15 protein-coding genes are annotated in these 16537 nt (G+C 61.5%); 7 read left to right on the top strand and 8 right to left on the bottom strand.

The window, feature by feature from the left end:
• Positions 1–114 precede the first annotated feature (114 nt).
• The 8 genes from G442_RS0101250 to G442_RS0101215 all read right to left on the bottom strand — a co-directional run bounded on the left by G442_RS0101250 (position 115) and on the right by G442_RS0101215 (position 10933).
• A complete protein-coding gene (locus G442_RS0101250; protein ID WP_026396522.1) occupies positions 115–1458 on the bottom strand; it encodes a TldD/PmbA family protein in 1344 nt (447 codons plus the stop codon).
• On the bottom strand, positions 1455–2720 hold the full coding sequence (locus tag G442_RS0101245) for a M16 family metallopeptidase (RefSeq protein WP_026396521.1): 1266 nt from the start codon (positions 2718–2720) through the stop codon (positions 1455–1457). The genes G442_RS0101250 and G442_RS0101245 overlap by 4 nt, the downstream gene beginning before the upstream one ends.
• A 38-nt stretch (positions 2721–2758) precedes the next feature.
• Positions 2759–4159 (bottom strand): threonine synthase, encoded by a 1401-nt coding sequence (gene thrC / locus G442_RS0101240; protein WP_026396520.1) that lies wholly within the window; start codon positions 4157–4159, stop codon positions 2759–2761.
• 49 nt (positions 4160–4208) lie between these two features.
• Positions 4209–5612: an L-dopachrome tautomerase-related protein gene (locus tag G442_RS20315; RefSeq protein ID WP_246789283.1), complete on the bottom strand. Its 1404-nt coding sequence runs from the start codon at positions 5610–5612 to the stop codon at positions 4209–4211.
• 88 nt (positions 5613–5700) lie between these two features.
• Positions 5701–6987 carry an Hsp70 family protein gene (locus G442_RS0101230; RefSeq protein ID WP_026396519.1) on the bottom strand — a complete coding sequence of 429 codons (1287 nt, stop codon included), beginning with the start codon at positions 6985–6987 and terminating at the stop codon, positions 5701–5703.
• Between the two features lie 54 nt (positions 6988–7041).
• Positions 7042–7833 carry an EAL domain-containing protein gene (locus G442_RS20310; RefSeq protein ID WP_051291787.1) on the bottom strand — a complete coding sequence of 264 codons (792 nt, stop codon included), beginning with the start codon at positions 7831–7833 and terminating at the stop codon, positions 7042–7044.
• A gap of 191 nt (positions 7834–8024) precedes the next feature.
• Positions 8025–9053: an isocitrate/isopropylmalate dehydrogenase family protein gene (locus G442_RS0101220; protein WP_026396518.1), complete on the bottom strand. Its 1029-nt coding sequence runs from the start codon at positions 9051–9053 to the stop codon at positions 8025–8027.
• A 74-nt stretch (positions 9054–9127) separates the two neighbouring features.
• Complete coding sequence (locus G442_RS0101215; protein ID WP_035375999.1) at positions 9128–10933, bottom strand: aminopeptidase P family protein; 1806 nt, start codon at positions 10931–10933, stop codon at positions 9128–9130.
• A gap of 246 nt (positions 10934–11179) precedes the next feature.
• Here G442_RS0101215 and pqqA point away from each other — a divergent pair, with 246 nt between their 5' ends.
• The 7 genes from pqqA (at position 11180) to G442_RS23765 (ending at position 16439) form a co-directional block, all read left to right on the top strand.
• Positions 11180–11260: a pyrroloquinoline quinone precursor peptide PqqA gene (gene pqqA / locus G442_RS20305; RefSeq protein ID WP_010666882.1), complete on the top strand. Its 81-nt coding sequence runs from the start codon at positions 11180–11182 to the stop codon at positions 11258–11260.
• A gap of 78 nt (positions 11261–11338) precedes the next feature.
• Complete coding sequence (gene pqqB / locus G442_RS0101205; protein WP_026396516.1) at positions 11339–12241, top strand: pyrroloquinoline quinone biosynthesis protein PqqB; 903 nt, start codon at positions 11339–11341, stop codon at positions 12239–12241.
• On the top strand, positions 12238–12975 hold the full coding sequence (pqqC, locus tag G442_RS0101200; protein ID WP_026396515.1) for a pyrroloquinoline-quinone synthase PqqC: 738 nt from the start codon (positions 12238–12240) through the stop codon (positions 12973–12975). Before pqqB ends, pqqC begins: the two co-directional genes overlap by 4 nt.
• 9 nt (positions 12976–12984) lie before the next feature.
• Positions 12985–13269 (top strand): pyrroloquinoline quinone biosynthesis peptide chaperone PqqD, encoded by a 285-nt coding sequence (gene pqqD, locus G442_RS0101195; RefSeq protein ID WP_408734931.1) that lies wholly within the window; start codon positions 12985–12987, stop codon positions 13267–13269.
• Positions 13270–13283: 14 nt separating this feature from the next.
• Positions 13284–14354 carry a pyrroloquinoline quinone biosynthesis protein PqqE gene (pqqE, locus tag G442_RS0101190; RefSeq protein WP_026396513.1) on the top strand — a complete coding sequence of 357 codons (1071 nt, stop codon included), beginning with the start codon at positions 13284–13286 and terminating at the stop codon, positions 14352–14354.
• 372 nt (positions 14355–14726) lie between these two features.
• The gene (locus tag G442_RS0101185; protein ID WP_035375998.1) at positions 14727–14927 is read left to right on the top strand and encodes a helix-turn-helix domain-containing protein; all 201 of its coding nucleotides are present in this window, start codon (positions 14727–14729) and stop codon (positions 14925–14927) included.
• A gap of 93 nt (positions 14928–15020) precedes the next feature.
• The gene (locus G442_RS23765; RefSeq protein ID WP_146882069.1) at positions 15021–16439 is read left to right on the top strand and encodes a glycine-rich domain-containing protein; all 1419 of its coding nucleotides are present in this window, start codon (positions 15021–15023) and stop codon (positions 16437–16439) included.
• Positions 16440–16537: the final 98 nt, after the last annotated feature.

The raw sequence follows: 16537 nt of genomic DNA, 5'->3' as shown, positions 1-16537 counted from the left end.
AGGTCTCCTCAGGAATTAAACAGAGAGCTTCGCGATCACAGGGGCGCAAGCGTCCGGTAAGACGTTACGTCCTGTTCGCATGTACTTGCGAACAGGACGTCTGTCCCTGGAAGCTCAGGCTCCGGCCACGCTTAGCGCGTCGATCCGCAGGGTAGGAGCGTCCGAACCAAAGCGGAAACGAAGATCGTTGGCCAATCTTATACGGGCGAACATGTCCAAAAGATTGCCGGCGATTGTGAATTCGGCAATCGGTTCGGCCAGTTGTCCATTGCGGATCATGAAACCTGCGCCGCCACGGCTGTAATCGCCGGTAATGCCGTTGATGGCGGAACCCATCATCTCAGTGATGTAGAGGCCCTCCTGAATATCGGACATCAATGCTTCGGGTGTTTCCTGTCCCGGCGTAAAGAACAGGTTGGTCAATCCCGGCGATGGAGGAGAGGACGCCCCTCGCGTAGCACGGCCGTTGCTACGCAATCCGAGTTGTCTGCCGCTTCGGCTGTCCAACACCCAGGTTTGCAGGACGCCGTCTTCGACAAGCGACAGCGTCTCGCAGCGAAGGCCTTCACCGTCGAACGGGCGAGAGCGCGCGCCGCGCCTGCGCGTCGGATCGTCGATGACGGAGACGCCGTCCGCGAAAATACGCTCACCAAGCTTCGTTTTGAGAAAGGATGTGCCGCGTGCGATCGAAGCCCCGTTGATCGCGCCGCTCAGATGCCCCAGGAAACTGTTTGAGATGCGTGGATCGAAAACGACCGGAAATGCGCCGGTGCGCGGTCGCGACGGGTTCAAACGGGCCACTGCCTTGCGGCCTGCGCTAGTGCCGACGGCGGTAGGGTCACCAAGATCGCTGAGATGTACGGCGGAATCGTAATCGTAATCCCGCTGCATGTCAGTGCCTTCGCCCGCCAGCACACTGATGGACATGGAATGGCTCGTGCGGGCGTAGTGGCCGGCGACGCCAAGAGTGCTCGCCAGCGCCACTTCACTACGGCCCCAGCTTGCGCTGGCGCCTGAGGTGTTGGTTACGCCGCCAATGGCGCGCGCCGCGTCTTCGACCGCGCGCGCGCGGTCAAGAAGCGCGTCAACCGCTGGTTCAGTTGGGTCGACAAGATCGAGATCGTTCTGATCGATACGCCCAATCAGCGCTGCGCTGTCCGGCAAACCGGCGTGAGCGTCTTCGGGCAAGACGCGGGCCATCGCCAGAGCCTGCTCGATAAGCGCTTCGAAGCCGGCAGGATCGAGGTTTGACGTCGAGACGATGGCTGCGCGACGTCCAAGAAATACGCGCAGGCCAAGGTCGGTCGTCTCCGACCGTTCCAATTCTTCAGTAGCGCCGTAGCGGACGCCTACGCCCAGCGACGTTCCGCCGATAAATACGGCGTCAGCCGCGTCGGCTCCGCCTTTCTTCGCGCGCGCGACAAGGTCACAGGCGAGGTCGAGAGGCGCGTTGGTCATGCGGCGAGTTGCTCCTGAAGCGCACTGAGCGAAAGCACGCCGCTTACGGGACCGATGGAGGCCAGGGTCGGGTAACCGCCGAATATTCGCGTTGCAACGCGGCAGACGTCGGCCGTGGTCACGGCGTCGATCTTGCGTACGGTTTCGTCGATTGGGATGAGGCGGCCGAAAATCTGGAGTTGCCGAGCGATTTGCTCGCAACGGCTGCCCGTGCTTTCCAGCGACATAAGCAAGGAGGATTTGAGCTGCGCGCGTGCGCGGGCCAGTTCGCCTTCGCCGACCTCACGCTGGACCTTGCGGAGTTCGGCCATGGTGACGGGAAGAAGCTCGCTTGCTTCTTTCTCTCCCGTTCCGGCGTAGATGCCGAACAGGCCGCTGTCGAGGAACGGCGCGTTGAACGAATACACAGAATACACCAGTCCGCGCTTTTCGCGAATTTCCTGGAACAGTCGCGACGACATGCCGCCGCCGAGCAGGGTCGAGAGCAGGAGCGCCGGGTAATAGTCGTCGTCGCCGTAGCCGACTGACGGAAAGCCCAGCACGATATGCGCCTGATCGAGGTCCTTCTCGCGGCGGAATTCGCCGCCCGTATAGAGGCCGGGCAGGCGTGGAGGCAGGCTTGAGGTTGGTAGATCCGCGAAATGCTGCGCGACGAGATCGACGACGCGTTCGTGCTCGAGATTGCCTGCGGCGGCGACCACGATGTTCTCGGGCGTGTAGTGCGTGCGCATATAGGACATCAGCGTCTCGCGGCTCATCTCGCGGATGAGGTCCTCGGTGCCGAGGGTGGGCAGGCCCATGGGCTGTGCGGAAAACGCCGTTTCCTGAAAATGATCGAAGATAATGTCGTCGGGGGTGTCGTTGGCCTGCCCGATTTCCTGCAGGATGACCCCACGCTCACGCTCTACTTCTTCGGCTTCAAACGACGAATGGGTCAGGATGTCGCCGATGATGTCGACGCCCAGAGCGAGGTCGCCCTTCAACAGCTTGACGTAATATGCCGTCTGCTCCCGCGCGGTGTAAGCGTTGATATGTCCGCCGACATTCTCGATCTCTTCGGCGATCTGCACCGCCGAACGGGTGGCCGTGCCCTTGAACGCCATGTGTTCGAGAAAATGCGAGACGCCGTTTTCTTCCTGACGCTCGTTACGGGTGCCGGTCGCGACATAGGCTCCGAATGACACCGTTTCGACGCGCTCCATACGCTCGGTGACAACGGTCAGGCCGGAAGACAGGCGGGTCTGTTGAATAGGGTCGGTCATGGTGATCCTGAAAAAAACGGCGCGCCGCTTCGGGGAAATCAACGGGCGTTGTGCAGGGCGCCGATCCGCACGGCGTCTTCCACGACGTCAAGGCGATTGGGGACGACGCGATAACGCTCCTCCCGTTCGTAGAGATCGGCGAGCGCAGGAGGAAGCGCCGGAATGACGCCGATGGCGGCCCGCATGGCGTCTGGGAATTTCGCCGGGTGTGCGGTCGCCATGGCGACCGTGGGGCAGCCTGCCTCCCGATATTTGCGGCCCGCCGCGACGCCGATCGCACTATGCGGGTCGGCGAGGTAGAGGCTTTCTCTGTGGAGCCTCTGAATCTCGGTTTCAGTCGCCTGATCGTCAAGGGCGAGACCGGAAAACAGCTCCCGCGCAGAACTCCAGACTTCGTCCGGCACGTCCATTTTGCCGGTCGCTCTAAACCCGGTCATTAGACGCTCGCATGCTGCGGCGTCGCGGTTCAGAAGTTCGAACAACAGGCGCTCGAAGTTCGAAGAGACCTGGATGTCCATTGATGGGGACAGACTGGGCGCGACCTCTCGCGTCGACATGTCGTTCGCGTTGAGGAAGCGGGTCAGGATGTCGTTCCGGTTTGACCCGACGCAGAGGCGCCGTATCGGCAGCCCCATCTGGCGCGCGGCCCAAGCGGCGAGCACGTTGCCGAAATTGCCGGTCGGAACGGCGAACGACACCTCCCGGTCCGGCGCGCCGAGCGCGAGGGCGGAGTAGACGTAATAGGGAATCTGGGCCGCAATTCTTGCCCAATTGATCGAATTGACGGCCGAAAGGCGCATCTCCGTCCGGAACGGGGCGTCGGCGAACATCGCCTTCACCAGATCCTGGCAGTCGTCGAACGTGCCCTCCACCGCGATGTTCGCGATGTTTGCGTCCAGCACGGTCGTCATCTGCCGACGCTGAACTTCGGACGTCCGGCCTTCCGGGTGCAAAATCACGACGGTCAGCCGGTCGCGGCCACGACAAGCCTCGATCGCAGCAGAGCCTGTGTCGCCGGAGGTCGCGCCGACGATGGTTACGCGTTCGTCGCGCTCAGTCAGCACATGGTCGAACAGCCGCCCGAGCAACTGCATCGCCATGTCCTTGAAGGCAAGCGTCGGGCCGTGGAACAGCTCTTGCACGAACAGGCCGTCTTCGACCTGCACCAACGGCACGATGGCGGCATGATCGAACCGCGCGTAGGCGTCGCGGCACAATTCGAGCAGGGTCTCGTAAGAGATTGAGCCTTCAGCGAAGGGCGCGATAACGCGGGCGGCGAGTTCCGGGTAAGGCAGGCCGCGCATGGCGCGCCACTCATCGGCGGAAAACTGTGGCCAGCTTTCGGGCATGTAGAGCCCGCCGTCGTCGGCGAGGCCTGCGAGGAGAACGTCGGAGAAGGAGCGAACAGGCGCGTGTCCGCGGGTCGAGAGATAACGCATGGGTCCAATATAACCCGTCTGGTCTCGCCCGCGAATAGGCGGCGGCGTCCTATTTACGCAGGATGTCGGAGGTCGCGTCCGCCGGGGTGCGAAGAGCGTACACTGTTTCCGGCCACACGATTGTCGAGTGTCCCTGGTGAAAGCGAGCGGCGCGATCGAGCTGCGCCGCCGGGACAAGGAGGCGGCCATCGGGCGCGAGCGCAAGGCCGCCCGGCCATGTCAGGCGAGGGTCGGTGATCAGGTGATGCGGGATGCGGCCGGCCGTGTAGCTGTCGACGCTGCCTGTGCCGGTATCTGACCAGTAGAGGGTTCCGTCGCGGCCAACCGCCAGTCCGCCGAGAGCGCCGGTTTTGTACCAAAGCGTCGCCGCTTCCTGAAACGCTGCTCCAGTGGACGCAGGATCGTCGAGCAATGCGGTGTTCACGCGATAGAGCGGTCCGCAATAGGCTTGAACATAGAGCCATTTTCCATCGGGGCTGATGGCGATAAGGCTCGCGTCGATGGCGATAGGGCGCCCGTCCGGCGCCGCGACTACGCCGTCCTTCGCCTGAATCGGCCGCCCTGCAGTCAGCGCAGGGTGATGGTCCATGAAACGCTGCGCGACGCCGCTTCCCAGATCGATGACGAGAAGACCGGCGACGCCGGAGTCGAGCACGTAGGCCGTCCGTCCGTGGATAGCGATGCCGCCGAGGATGCTGCCTGGGCGCAGCACGGCGGGGTCGATGGACAACACGCGCGTCACGCTGTCGCTGCGCGTGTCGATGTCGATCAGGCGCGCGCCGGCGCTTGGCGGCTTTTCGCGATCGGGAACGCCGCTGTCCACTGCCCACAGGTGTTCGTCCGGCGCGAGCGTTATGCCGGTCAGAGCCACGAAATGTTCTTCCACGGGACCGTCAACGGCGTTCCATAAAGCGTTCGGATACGCTGCGGGCGCTTCGCTCTCGCGGGCGATACTGAGTTGCGGGCCGTTTCCGCCGAGCCAACGTGGAGCCTGCAACGCCACGCGGCCATCGGGCAGAGCGACTACCGCGTCCCAAAGCTGGGTGCTGGAGGTAAAAATAGGTGTGAGGTCTGCTGCTGAGGCCTCGGGCGCAGTTGGCATAGGCACGGCATGGAGGTCTGTCGGCGCCAGTGCGGCTACTGCGGCGCTGGCGAGTAGCGCCAAGGCGTCCGGAGAGGGAAACGCCCGTGAGCGCGTGTCAGGCAGCCACAGGCTCGAAAGCCACTTGATCGGAGACCAGTTGTTCGTGTGCGTAGTGACTTTAGCCGGGATGCTTCTGCATCGATCGCGGCGAGGCGGCGAGATTCGCGCCAGGGCGCTCTGGTCCAGATCGACGTGACTTTTACCGTTGCGGCAGGAAAAGTTCAGGTCTGATGGACCCTGATTCGAAGGTCTCCGCGCCAGAACGTAACGGCGGAGGAGGGGGGAGCGAAGTCGGGCGGCGAGTCTCATGGCGGGCAATCTCGCCCGCGCCGTTCGGCCTTGGCAACCGTCGTCCGGCGCCAGTCACCGTTGTGCATAAGGCGGGCTTTCGGAATGGCTACGCGTGGTTCGCCAGAGCCAGCCCTTCCGCAACCGAGACGAACTCTCCGCCCAGTTCGACCTTCTCCTCTCCGAAACGACGTGTGAACAAAGCCCGGACGGCGGGAACGAAGGACGTTCCGCCTGTCATGAACACTCTGTCTATACCGTCCGAATCGATCTGGGCGCGGGCCAGAGCCTGGGAGACGCCGTCTTCAAATTGGGCAAGATCGGGGGCGATCCATTGCTCGAACGCCTTGCGCGTCACTTCCTGCTCAATGGAGAAATTTTTCTGACTGAAGCGCAGGGTCGCACGGTCGGAAGAGGACAGTGCGCTTTTGACGTCGGACACGGCGCGGTAAAGGGTCTGTCCATTCTGCTCGCGAACCAGTTCGATCAGTCGCGCAATCAATTCCGGTTCGGCGGCGCCGCGCGCTACCTCCGCCATGTCGTTGAGAGTTTTGGGGGTGCGCATCAGCGACAGCCGATGCCAGCGCGCCAGAGCGGTGTACCATTCGATGGGGACAGGCAGCGGAGAGCCGCCCATGACGCGATAGACGCTGTCACGACCGAGCAGCGGCGAGACAATGTGGTCGATGATTCGATAGTCGAACTGGTCCCCGGCAAGTCCCACGCCAGCGTGACCCAGAGCTTCGGGCGGCTTCCCGGACGTGGGATCGAAGCGCATGACGGAGAAATCGCTTGTGCCTCCGCCAAAGTCGGCGACCAGAACTGTTGCGGGGCTGGTGAGACGTTGGGCGAATTTCCACCCGGCGGCTTCAGGCTCCAAAAGGGTGGAGACGTCGGTGAAGCCGGCCTGCGAGAAACTCTCGAGCAATCTGCGTTCACCCAGCGCGTCGTCCGCGCCGTCTCCGACGAAGCGAATCGGCCGACCGACCGTCACTGCGCAGGAATCGGGGGAGACGCCAGCCTGCGCCATCAACTCGCGCAGAAACGAGGCGATCAGACTTTCAAGGGTCATCCGCTGCCCGAATATCTGAGTCTCGCGAAAACTCGCCTGTGCGAGGTACGACTTCATCGACATGATCAGCCGACTCTCGGCGGGATCGTCGAGATAGGCTTCGATCGCCTCCGCGCCAATGGCGTGCTGGCGCGTCGAGCGGCCCTGGCTTTCCTCGTGCCAAAAGCACAGCAGAGTGCGGCATGTCTCCGCAGACGTCGCGTCCGGCCTTTTGAAGCTTGCGGTGCGTGTTGAGCCGTCGGGCTGACGTATGACAACGACGCTGTTCGTCGTGCCGAAGTCGATCCCGATCCGCGTCTTTTCGGAGAATGCGATGTCGTTCATGGGCGGCGGGGATAGAGAGCGTCTTTCGCCCTGTCCAGTGTCCGCCGTGTGGCGTCAACCTTCGTCGTGCGCGTTGTCGCCGAACCCGTGCGTGGAGAGGAAGCAGGGCACAGTTTCGGCATGCCCTAGCGCCGCGCCCCGTCCTTCGGCGCAGCCGACATCCGTCAGAAAGGCGAGCGTCTCAGGGGAATCAACGCCGTCTGCGCGGGTCGTGAGTCCGAAGTCGGCGCCGAATCGGACGATGGCGCGGATGAGCGGGGGCTCCGCCTCCGCGACGGTATGAGGTCGCAGGAGAATCTGCCGGTCGAGCTTCAGAGCGCTGAGCAGACCGGTGAAAGCGCGGTCTCGTAGAAGGGTAAGGCTGGTCACGCCCGCGCCCAGCCCGGCGAACACCAATCCCACGCCGAGGTCACGCAGGGCCGCCAAAGCGTAGAACAGGGCGTCGTTTTCAGACGCGAGCGTGTTTTCACCAAATTCGAGTTCAAGCCGTGAGGCGTCCAGCTTCGTGGCGATGAGTGAGGTCGCCAGATGAAGAATCAGGACGTCAGGTGGCGTCTCAACTGAGTCGAGCGGCAGCGCAAGGCGACAGTGAGGCGGAAGTCGCGCGGCGATGGAACAGCCGCTTTCAACTATGGAGGCCCACAACGCGTCGCGCCGTTTTCGCTGTGCGCTGCGCGCGGTCAGTCCGGCGATATCGAGGTGAAGGTCGGCGCCCCGAAGCGTTTTGGTGTCCAGAGCAAATCGTGGAGCCAGCATCGGCGAAAGAAAACGATCTTCGGAACTGGCGGACGTTACGCGCGTGAGGCGTCTACGCGATGATCCGGCGAGCCCGTGGGCGGTCTTCACTGACTTTAGGCTCCGTGTCGCTTATATGGCGAAAGCCTGTCACGGAAGCGTAACCGTCAGGTAAATATGCTTGATTTTCATCTGTTTGGCCGTCCATGGCCGGTGATGCGACAATAGACTCCGTATACGACGAAGCCGCGTCGACACATGTCGACGCGGTTTCAGGATAGGCTTGGCCGTGGCGAAGAAGCTTAGGACACAGCCTGCTTCAGCGCTGCGGTCAGATCCTTCGTTCCGGCAGTGCCGCCCAGATCGCGGGTGCGAACTTCACCGGCGGTGATGACCTTGGCGATCGCTGCATCGATGCGATCGGCCAGATCCTGACGTCCGACGTGGCGCAGCATCATGACGGCGGCAAGCAGCAGCGCCAGCGGATTTGCGACGCCCTTGCCCGCGATGTCAGGCGCGGAGCCGTGGACGGCCTCAAAGATCGCCGCCTTCTCGCTGATGTTCGCGCCCGGGGCCATGCCCAGACCGCCGACGAGACCGGCCGTCAGGTCGGAGAGGATGTCGCCGAACAGGTTCGTCGTCACGATAACGTCGAACTGCCACGGGTTTGTGACGAGCTGCATCGCGCAGGCGTCGACGATACGCTCGTCAACCTCGACGCGGCCCTTGTACTCTTCCGCGACCTTGCGGCCTTCTTCGAGGAACAGACCGCACATCTGTTTGATGATGTTGGCTTTGTGGACCAGCGTCACCTTCTTGCGGCCGTTTTTCAGGGCGTAGTCGAAGGCGAAGCGGACGATGCGGTTGCACTCTTTGCGGGAGAGGAAGCCGCCGCTCATCGCGATGGCGCGCGGATCGCCGTCCATCGGGATCACATGCTCGATCGCCGCGTAGTAGCCTTCGAGGTTCTCGCGGACGATCACAAGGTCGATGTTCTCGAAGCGGCTGCCCGGAATGATCGACTTCGTCGGACGCAGGTTCGAATAAAGGCCGAACTCCTGACGCAGCGTGACGTTAATGGACTTGAAGCCGCCGCCGACCGGGGTGGTGAGCGGGCCTTTGATGGCCAGACCTGTCTTGCGGATGCTTTCGATCGTCTGCTTCGGCAGGGGGTCGTTGACGGCGTCAACGCCGGCCATGCCCGCCAGGTGGGCTTCCCAGGCGAACGGCGCGTCGACCGCGTCGAGGATTTCGACCACCGAATCCATAATCTCGGGGCCGATGCCATCGCCGGCGATCAGCGTGGCGGGGATAGTCTTGGTGTTCGTCATCTATGAAGCTCCCTTGCATCCGCCGCCTGTTCTGCCTTGCATCGCGTCGGAGCGCGATGCGCAATCGCGTGTTTTCACTTCCTCTTGATGGGGGAGCAGGCATGCGCGAGCCACGAGCGCTCGTCGGACGGTAGAAGCGGCCCAACGCTCGCGAGGACGTGAGCGTGATACGTGTCGAGAATCCGGGCGTCTTCCTCACCAAGAACGTCGATGTCGATCAGACGCTGATCAAAGGGCGCGAGGGTCAGTGTTTCGAATGAGAGAAAGGCTTTGCCGTCCGGACCGATCTCCGGTTCGCAGACCAGAAGCAGGGTCTCGAGTCTGATCCCGAAGGCGCCGGGCCGGTAATATCCGGGCTCGTTGGAGACGATCATGCCCGGGGCCAGCGCGATGGCGTTAGGCGCCTTTGCGATTCTCTGTGGTCCTTCGTGAACCGAAAGGTAGCTGCCGACGCCATGACCGGTTCCATGGTCGAAATCGAGTCTGGCCTGCCACAATGCGTAGCGCGCAAGCGAATCGAGCGCATGTCCCGTGGTTCCGACAGGGAATACGGCGCGCGCCAGCAGCAGGTTACCCTTCAGAACGCGGGTAAAGCAGGATTTGATCTCCGCTGGCGGCTCGTTCGGGCCGGTCCAGACCGTGCGCGTGATGTCGGTCGTGCCGTCGGGATACTGTCCGCCGCTGTCTATCAAATAGACCATGTCCGCGCCGATTGGTCGACTGGACTCCGGCGTCACCCGGTAATGCATGATCGCGCCGTTCGGCCCCACGCCGGAGATCGCGGTGAAAGAATCGTCGCGATATTCCGGGGCTTCTGCGCGGAAAGCCTGCAGGCGGGCGGCGGCGTCCAGCTCGGTGGAGCCAACGGCGGAGCTTTTGAGCCAATAAAGGAAACGACAGACCGCCACGGCGTCGCGGAGGTGCGCCGTCCGTGCGCCTTGCTGTTCGATTCGATTTTTGCGCGCACGCGGCAGTGCGCATGGGTCGGTAACGTCGACAGTTTTGGCTCCGGCCGCGGCGAGGGTCTGTTCGAACCAGACGGGCGTTCCTGCGGGATCGAGAGCGACCGTCTTGCCGGATAGCCCGGACAACGCTTCGGCCATTTCATTCGGTGCACGGATGGCGACCTCGTTGCCAAGCCACTGTCGAATTTCCGGGCTGATCTTCCGCTCGTCGATGAACAGGTCGACCCGTCCGTCCCGGTGAAGCAACGCGGTGCTAAGGGTTACGGGCGTGCTGGGCACGTCGGCGCCACGGATGTTGAGCAGCCACGCAATAGATGTCGTGTCGCTGACGACAGTGACATCGTGCCCCGAGGCGGCAAGCGCCTCAGCCAGTTCGGATCGCTTTTCGGCGCTGCCCACTCCGGAGAATTCCAGCGACTGGATAATGGCGGGCGAGAGCGGTTCCGCCGGGCGGTCGGACCAGATAGCGTCGATCAGGTTGCGGGACGTGGGGACGAGTTCGATGCGGCTGCTTTGCAAGGCGTCGCGCGCGGCGCGGCTCATCACGCGCGGATCATATCCTATCCGCGTCTGCACCTCGGATTGAGTCCGGGAGGACAGCCACTCGCGGGGCGGGGTCTCCGTGATGTGCCGCTTTTCCCACAAGGAGGCGTCCACCTCTTCATCCATCTGGGTGATGTAGCGGCCATCAGAAAAAACGGCGGCGCGATCCGTCAGAATCGCCGCAACTCCGGCGCTGCCGGTAAACCCGCTGATCCACGCCAGGCGCTCGGCGCTGGCAGGCACGTATTCTCCCAGATACTCGTCGCTTCTTGGGACGATCAGCCCGTCGAGCCCCTCCTCGGCAATAAGGGCTCGCAATGCGGCGAGCCGACGGGCGAGTTCGGTTGTTCGGGCCGGTGAAGCGTCGGGCATGGCGGCAGGTCAACTCCTGGTGCGGCAAAACGAGAGTCGGGCGCGGAGGCGCCCCGTGACAAGACCTTAGAACAAGGGGGAGAGGCGTGGCGATGCGCCACAAGCGGTCGTCTTGTCGCCGAGAGCGTTGCGTGTCGTTGAAGGCGGGACAGCGGTATTCGATAGGGTTCACGACTTCGTGACGCCATATCGAAAGATGGCGGCATATAGTTCATGGGAGTCTAACTTCGAAGGAGAATCACAGCTATGGCATGGAACACACCGAAGATCACCGAAGTGCCCCTGGGCGCGGAGATCAACAGCTATGTTTGCGGTCAGAAGAAGTAAGACCAGAACATAGCGTTCAATGGTTGAAACGCCGTCGGCGCCTCGCGCTGACGGCGTTTTACGTTTATAGCCACCGACATGCTCAAAGTGATTGTGCTCGGCGCTGCCGCTGGAGGCGGCTTTCCCCAGTGGAACTCCAACGCTTCCGCCTGTAACCGCGCACGGGAGGGCGACCCTGCCGCATCGGCCAGAACGCAGGCCTCGATCGCCTTTTCCGGCGACGGAGAGCGATGGCATGTGGTGAACGCGTCTCCTGATATCCGGCAACAGATCGGCGCGACGCGGGAGTTGCAGCCGAAGCATGGGTTGCGGTCGACACCTATCGCCAGCGTCGTCCTGACTGGCGCGGAGGTCGACACTATTGCAGGGTTGTTGACGCTCCGTGAGCGCGAACCGTTTGATCTGTTCGCGACGGCCCAGGTTCTTGAACAGATCGACGCAAACCCCATTTTTGAAGCGTTAAACCGGGAGATCGTAGGTCGGCATGCCGTGGCGCTCGACGAGCCATTGACGTTGCAGACTCTTGAAGTTCGCCTGTTCGCGGCGCCGGGGAAAGTGCCGCTCTATGCGGAAAAGGGCGAAGATCCGGCGGCCGTGGTTGAAAATGGCGAGACGACCGGGCTGGAAATCACTGATGGAGATGTCCGAGCGTTTTATATACCGGGCTGTGCGCGCATGACCGATGCGCTTCGAGAGAGGGTCAAGGGCGCGGACCTTGTGATGTTCGATGGCACGCTTTGGCAGGATGACGAAATGATCCGCGCCGGTCTGGGGCAGAAGACGGGGCGCCGTATGGGACATATGTCGGTGAGCGGACAGGATGGCGTGATCGCCGCGTTCAGAGATCTTGATGTGAAACACAAGGTCTTTATCCACATCAATAATTCGAATCCCATCCTGCTGGCGGACTCCCCCGAACGGGCGCGAGTGGAAAGTGATGGCTGGGACGTGGCTTTTGATGGCATGAGGATCGAGTTGTGAGCGACAGGCTTCTGACCCCGGACGAACTCGAGACGGCTCTTCGCGCCATCGGCGCCGAACGCTATCACAACCTGCATCCGTTTCACCGCGCGTTGCATGACGGCAGGCTGAGCAAGGCGCAGGTGCAAGCCTGGGCGCTTAACCGGTACTATTATCAGGCCCGTATTCCGGCCAAGGACGCCACGTTGCTTGCCCGGTTGCCGACTGCGGAACTGCGGCGGGAGTGGCGCCGCCGCATCGAGGATCACGACGGCACGGAGCCCGGCACGGGCGGCGTCGCGCGCTGGCTGCGTCTGACCGACGGGTTGGGGTTGGACAGGGACTATGTTGAATCGCTGGACGGTCTTTTGCCGGGCACGCGCTTCGCCGTCGACGCCTACGTCCATTTCGTCGGAGAACGCTCCATACTCGAGGCGATTGCGTCGTCTCTTACCGAACTTTTTTCGCCGAACATCATCAGCGAACGTGTATCGGGAATGTTGCGAAATTATAGCTTCATCACGGAGGAAACGCTCGCCTATTTCACGCCGCGTCTTACGCAGGCGCCACGTGATTCTGACTTCGCGCTTTTCTATGTGAAGGAGCATGCCCGTACGGTGGAACGGCAGCAGGCGGTAATGGACGCGTTGCGCTTCAAGTGCGGCGTGCTGTGGTCGATGCTGGACGCTCTGGATTATGCATATGTGGCGCCCGGCTTTGTTCCGCCCGGCGCATTCGCGCCGCGCGCAGGGTAAATCTACATGATGAGCGCTGACCTCGAGGCCAGAGTTCCCGGTTTTCTGCGGGGCGTTCGTTTGCAGCGCGACAGGGTTCGTGACCAGTGGATTGTGCAGGCGCCGGAGCGTGCTTTCATTGTCGACCCTGTCGCTGCCTCCATTCTTCAGCGTGTTGACGGAAACGCAACGCTGGCTGCAATCATTGACGCTCTGGCGTCGGATTACGATGCGCCTCGGGATCTGATTGCTCGTGATGTCATCGACATGGTTGAGGATTTGGCGGCGCGTCAGATTCTCGTGTGCAAATCATGACAATTCCGTTTCCTATGAGCCTTCTGGCGGAGTTGACGCATCGTTGCCCGCTTCAGTGTCCATATTGCTCCAATCCGCTCGCGCTTGAAAACGTCAGAAACGAGCTTCCGACGGACGTGTGGATGCGTGTTCTGGACGAAGCGGCGGATCTTGGTGTTCTTCAGGCGCATTTTTCCGGTGGCGAGCCAATGGCGCGCAAGGATCTTCCGGAACTGGTGCGAAGAGCTGCGAAAGCAGGTCTGTATGTGAACCTGATCACGTCAGGTATTCTTCTGGATGAGGCGTCTTTCATTCCGCTGGTCGATGCTGGCGTGGATCATGTTCAGCTTTCATTTCAGGACGTCACGCCCGAAGGCGCGGATCTGATTGGCGGCATGAAAAACGCGCAGGCGCGGAAGTTGGAGGCGGCGCGGGTGATTGTCGCGCAGGGTGTGCCGCTGACGTTGAATTTTGTGGTTCACCGTCTGAATGTGGAGCGTATTCCGCAGATGTTCGATCTGGCGGAGGAATTGGGCGCGCGTCGGGTAGAGATCGCTCACACGCAGTATTACGGCTGGGGCTTGAAGAATCGTGCGACGCTCCTGCCAACGCGGGCTCAACTTGAGCAGAGCGAAAGGGACGTCGCCGCCGCGCGAGCGCGCTTCGGCGCGGAGATGGCGATCGACTTCGTCACGCCCGATTATTATGCGGACGAGCCCAAGCCGTGCATGGGGGGGTGGGGGCGGCGCTTTATCAACATCAGCCCATCTGGTCGGGTGCTGCCCTGTCATGCCGCGGAGACCATTCCGGGCGTCAGCTTCCCAACGGTTCTTGAGGACGGTCTCGAATCCATCTGGACAAAGTCAGATCTGTTCAACCGCTTTCGCGGCGTAGACTGGATGCCGGAGCCGTGCCGCGCGTGCGACCGGCGGGAGGAAGATTGGGGCGGTTGCCGGTGTCAGGCTCTTGCGTTGCTGGGAGACGCAGGCGCCACCGACCCGGTTTGTCGCCGTTCACCTGACAGAAGTCGGATCGACGCCGCGATCGCCGAGAGCGCCGATGCGCCGCTGACTTATCGCCGTATGAGTAATCATAAAACACAATAAATGAGTTTCCGGACTTCCGGGCGTTCTGCGCGATTTTCCTGATCATCCGACGATACCGGGTTGGAAGCAGCGTAAAGTCGCTGCGACTTTTCTGATGCTCGGGTGAGGGGGCGCTGGCTTCTTTCATGAGCAGGAATGGACCGCGCACCAGCGGTTGCGTGATCGGATGTCTCCGGCATTGTCCGTTATCGAACGTTTTTTCATCTTTGTTCGTTAGGGACGTTCAATATGCAGGAGCGGTCGCTTTTGGCCGCTTCGGGCATGGTCAATTTTTTCTAAAATGATCGCTGCCTGAGCGTCAGCAACATGTATGCGGAACTTGGGACGACCGGAAGTCTGTAGTAGCCGCTTTATTCCGTCGGAAGTATTCAGATGATTGAAGCTATTTCTGGTAACATTGGTAAAAAATATTGTTCTGTTAAGCAATTTTGTGAAATGTTCGGCGTCGGTAGAACGTCTTGCTACAAATTGCTCGCGGAAGGTAAAATTTCGGCGGTCAAGTTCGGGGACAGGACGTTGATCGAAATTGCCCAGGCCGAAAAATATTTCAAAAACCTCCCTCTGTATTGCTGATAAGTATTTCTAAAAATTCCTGCGGGGCCGGTTGTGCTGGTCTTGGTCGCGGTTTCCATAAAATTTTCTTTTCAGAGTGGATTCAAAAATATCATGGATCGCGTAATCGTTTATCCAGGTCAGGTGATATCCGATACTGATACGCTTACGGCTCAGCGTAACGTCGAGATTGCCATAGGAAACGCGCTTGGCGCGACAATCGGAACGGCGGGGCCTGTTGCTGTGGGGTTTGCCGCGACATGCAACGGGCAGGACCTTGTCGTGACTGTTGCAAATGGACACATCAACGACGCCGCCGTTGTTGACGCCGATGCATATGGATCTCTTGCGGCGGACAGCGCGCAGATTGTCCGGCAATATGTGAGTTCAGGAGCCTCCTTCACTCTCAGCGCCACGAATGCAGCCCAGACGTTTTATATTTCTGCTGTTCTGTCATCTGCAGATACAAATGCAACCTTGCTGCGTTATGTCGATGCGTCGGACGACAGTCTGACGCTCGCGGGGTCGAATGGAGACGGGGCTTCACAGGCGACGATCAGGGCGGCGGTCGCTACGCTGGAGCTTACGACGGCGCCTCCAACTGATGGCGGCATTCTGATCTGGAGCGTCGCGCTGCCCGCGAATGCGACTGCGGTAACGCAGTCCATGATTTCTCTGGCCAATAGTGCGCTGTTTTACCCAACCATTCCGCAGTTGGCGCCGAAGGACTCACCGTTGTTCATCGGTTCGCCGCGTGCGCCGACGCCAGCCGCGGGCGATCAGTCGACATTACTGGCCACGACCGCCTTCGTCGGGTCCTGGGCTTCGGGAAATCTTTTGAGCATTCAGTCGTATGTCGGGCCGGCCGCGACGGCGGGCGGTGCGAATACATTTTCGCTCAGCGTTCAGCCCCGCTGCAAGACGGCCATTATCGCTATGTCGGCAGGCGGCGGCGGGGGCGGCGGTTGTCCGACCTGTACTGCTACGCAGGCGGGTATCGGCGGTGGCGGTGGCGCGGGCGCTTACGCTCTACTGGCGATCGATCCGTCGCTTGTCTCGTTCCCGCTGACCGTGTCGCTTGGTTGCGGTGGTCGGGGCGGCCAGTCTTCTGCGGGCGCGATGAGCGGCAACAGTGGCGGCCCTTCGTCCATAGGCAGCTTCGTCACACTAGGCGGCGGTTTTGGTGGCGTGATTGGCACAGGAACCGGAGAGGCGGTGATAGGCGGCGCAGGCGTAGGTGGAAACCCGCAGGTGGTTACGACGTCAGGCGTCACTGTCATCGTATCCTCCAAGGGGGAGGGTGGGCAGTCGGGGCTCGCTGTCGGCATCTCCGAAAATTATTTCTTCGGTTATGGCGGCATGGGAGGCAGCCGTTCGCCCTACAGTGGCGGAGAGGAAGCTGGAGCGGGTCAGACCGGTAACGCGGGTGAATTGGGCTCTGGCGGCTCTGGCGCTTGTGTGTCTCCGGGTACGACCTACCAGAATGGCGGTGATGGAGGGAGCGGATGGATGGTCGTCATGCAGTATGGATGACACGGCTCGTTCGGGGTCGCGCTGGCGCACGCCATGTTTTCCCGCGCGCCTGATTTGTACGCGGCCCGGAGCGTAGCTCAAACTGTTCTGGTGAACGC

Source organism: Acetobacter nitrogenifigens DSM 23921 = NBRC 105050 (assembly GCF_000429165.1).
Classification (GTDB): Bacteria; Pseudomonadota; Alphaproteobacteria; order Acetobacterales; family Acetobacteraceae; genus Acetobacter; species Acetobacter nitrogenifigens.
Note: the sequence above shows the minus strand (reverse complement) of the source record. Positions and strands in the feature narration are given on the sequence as shown.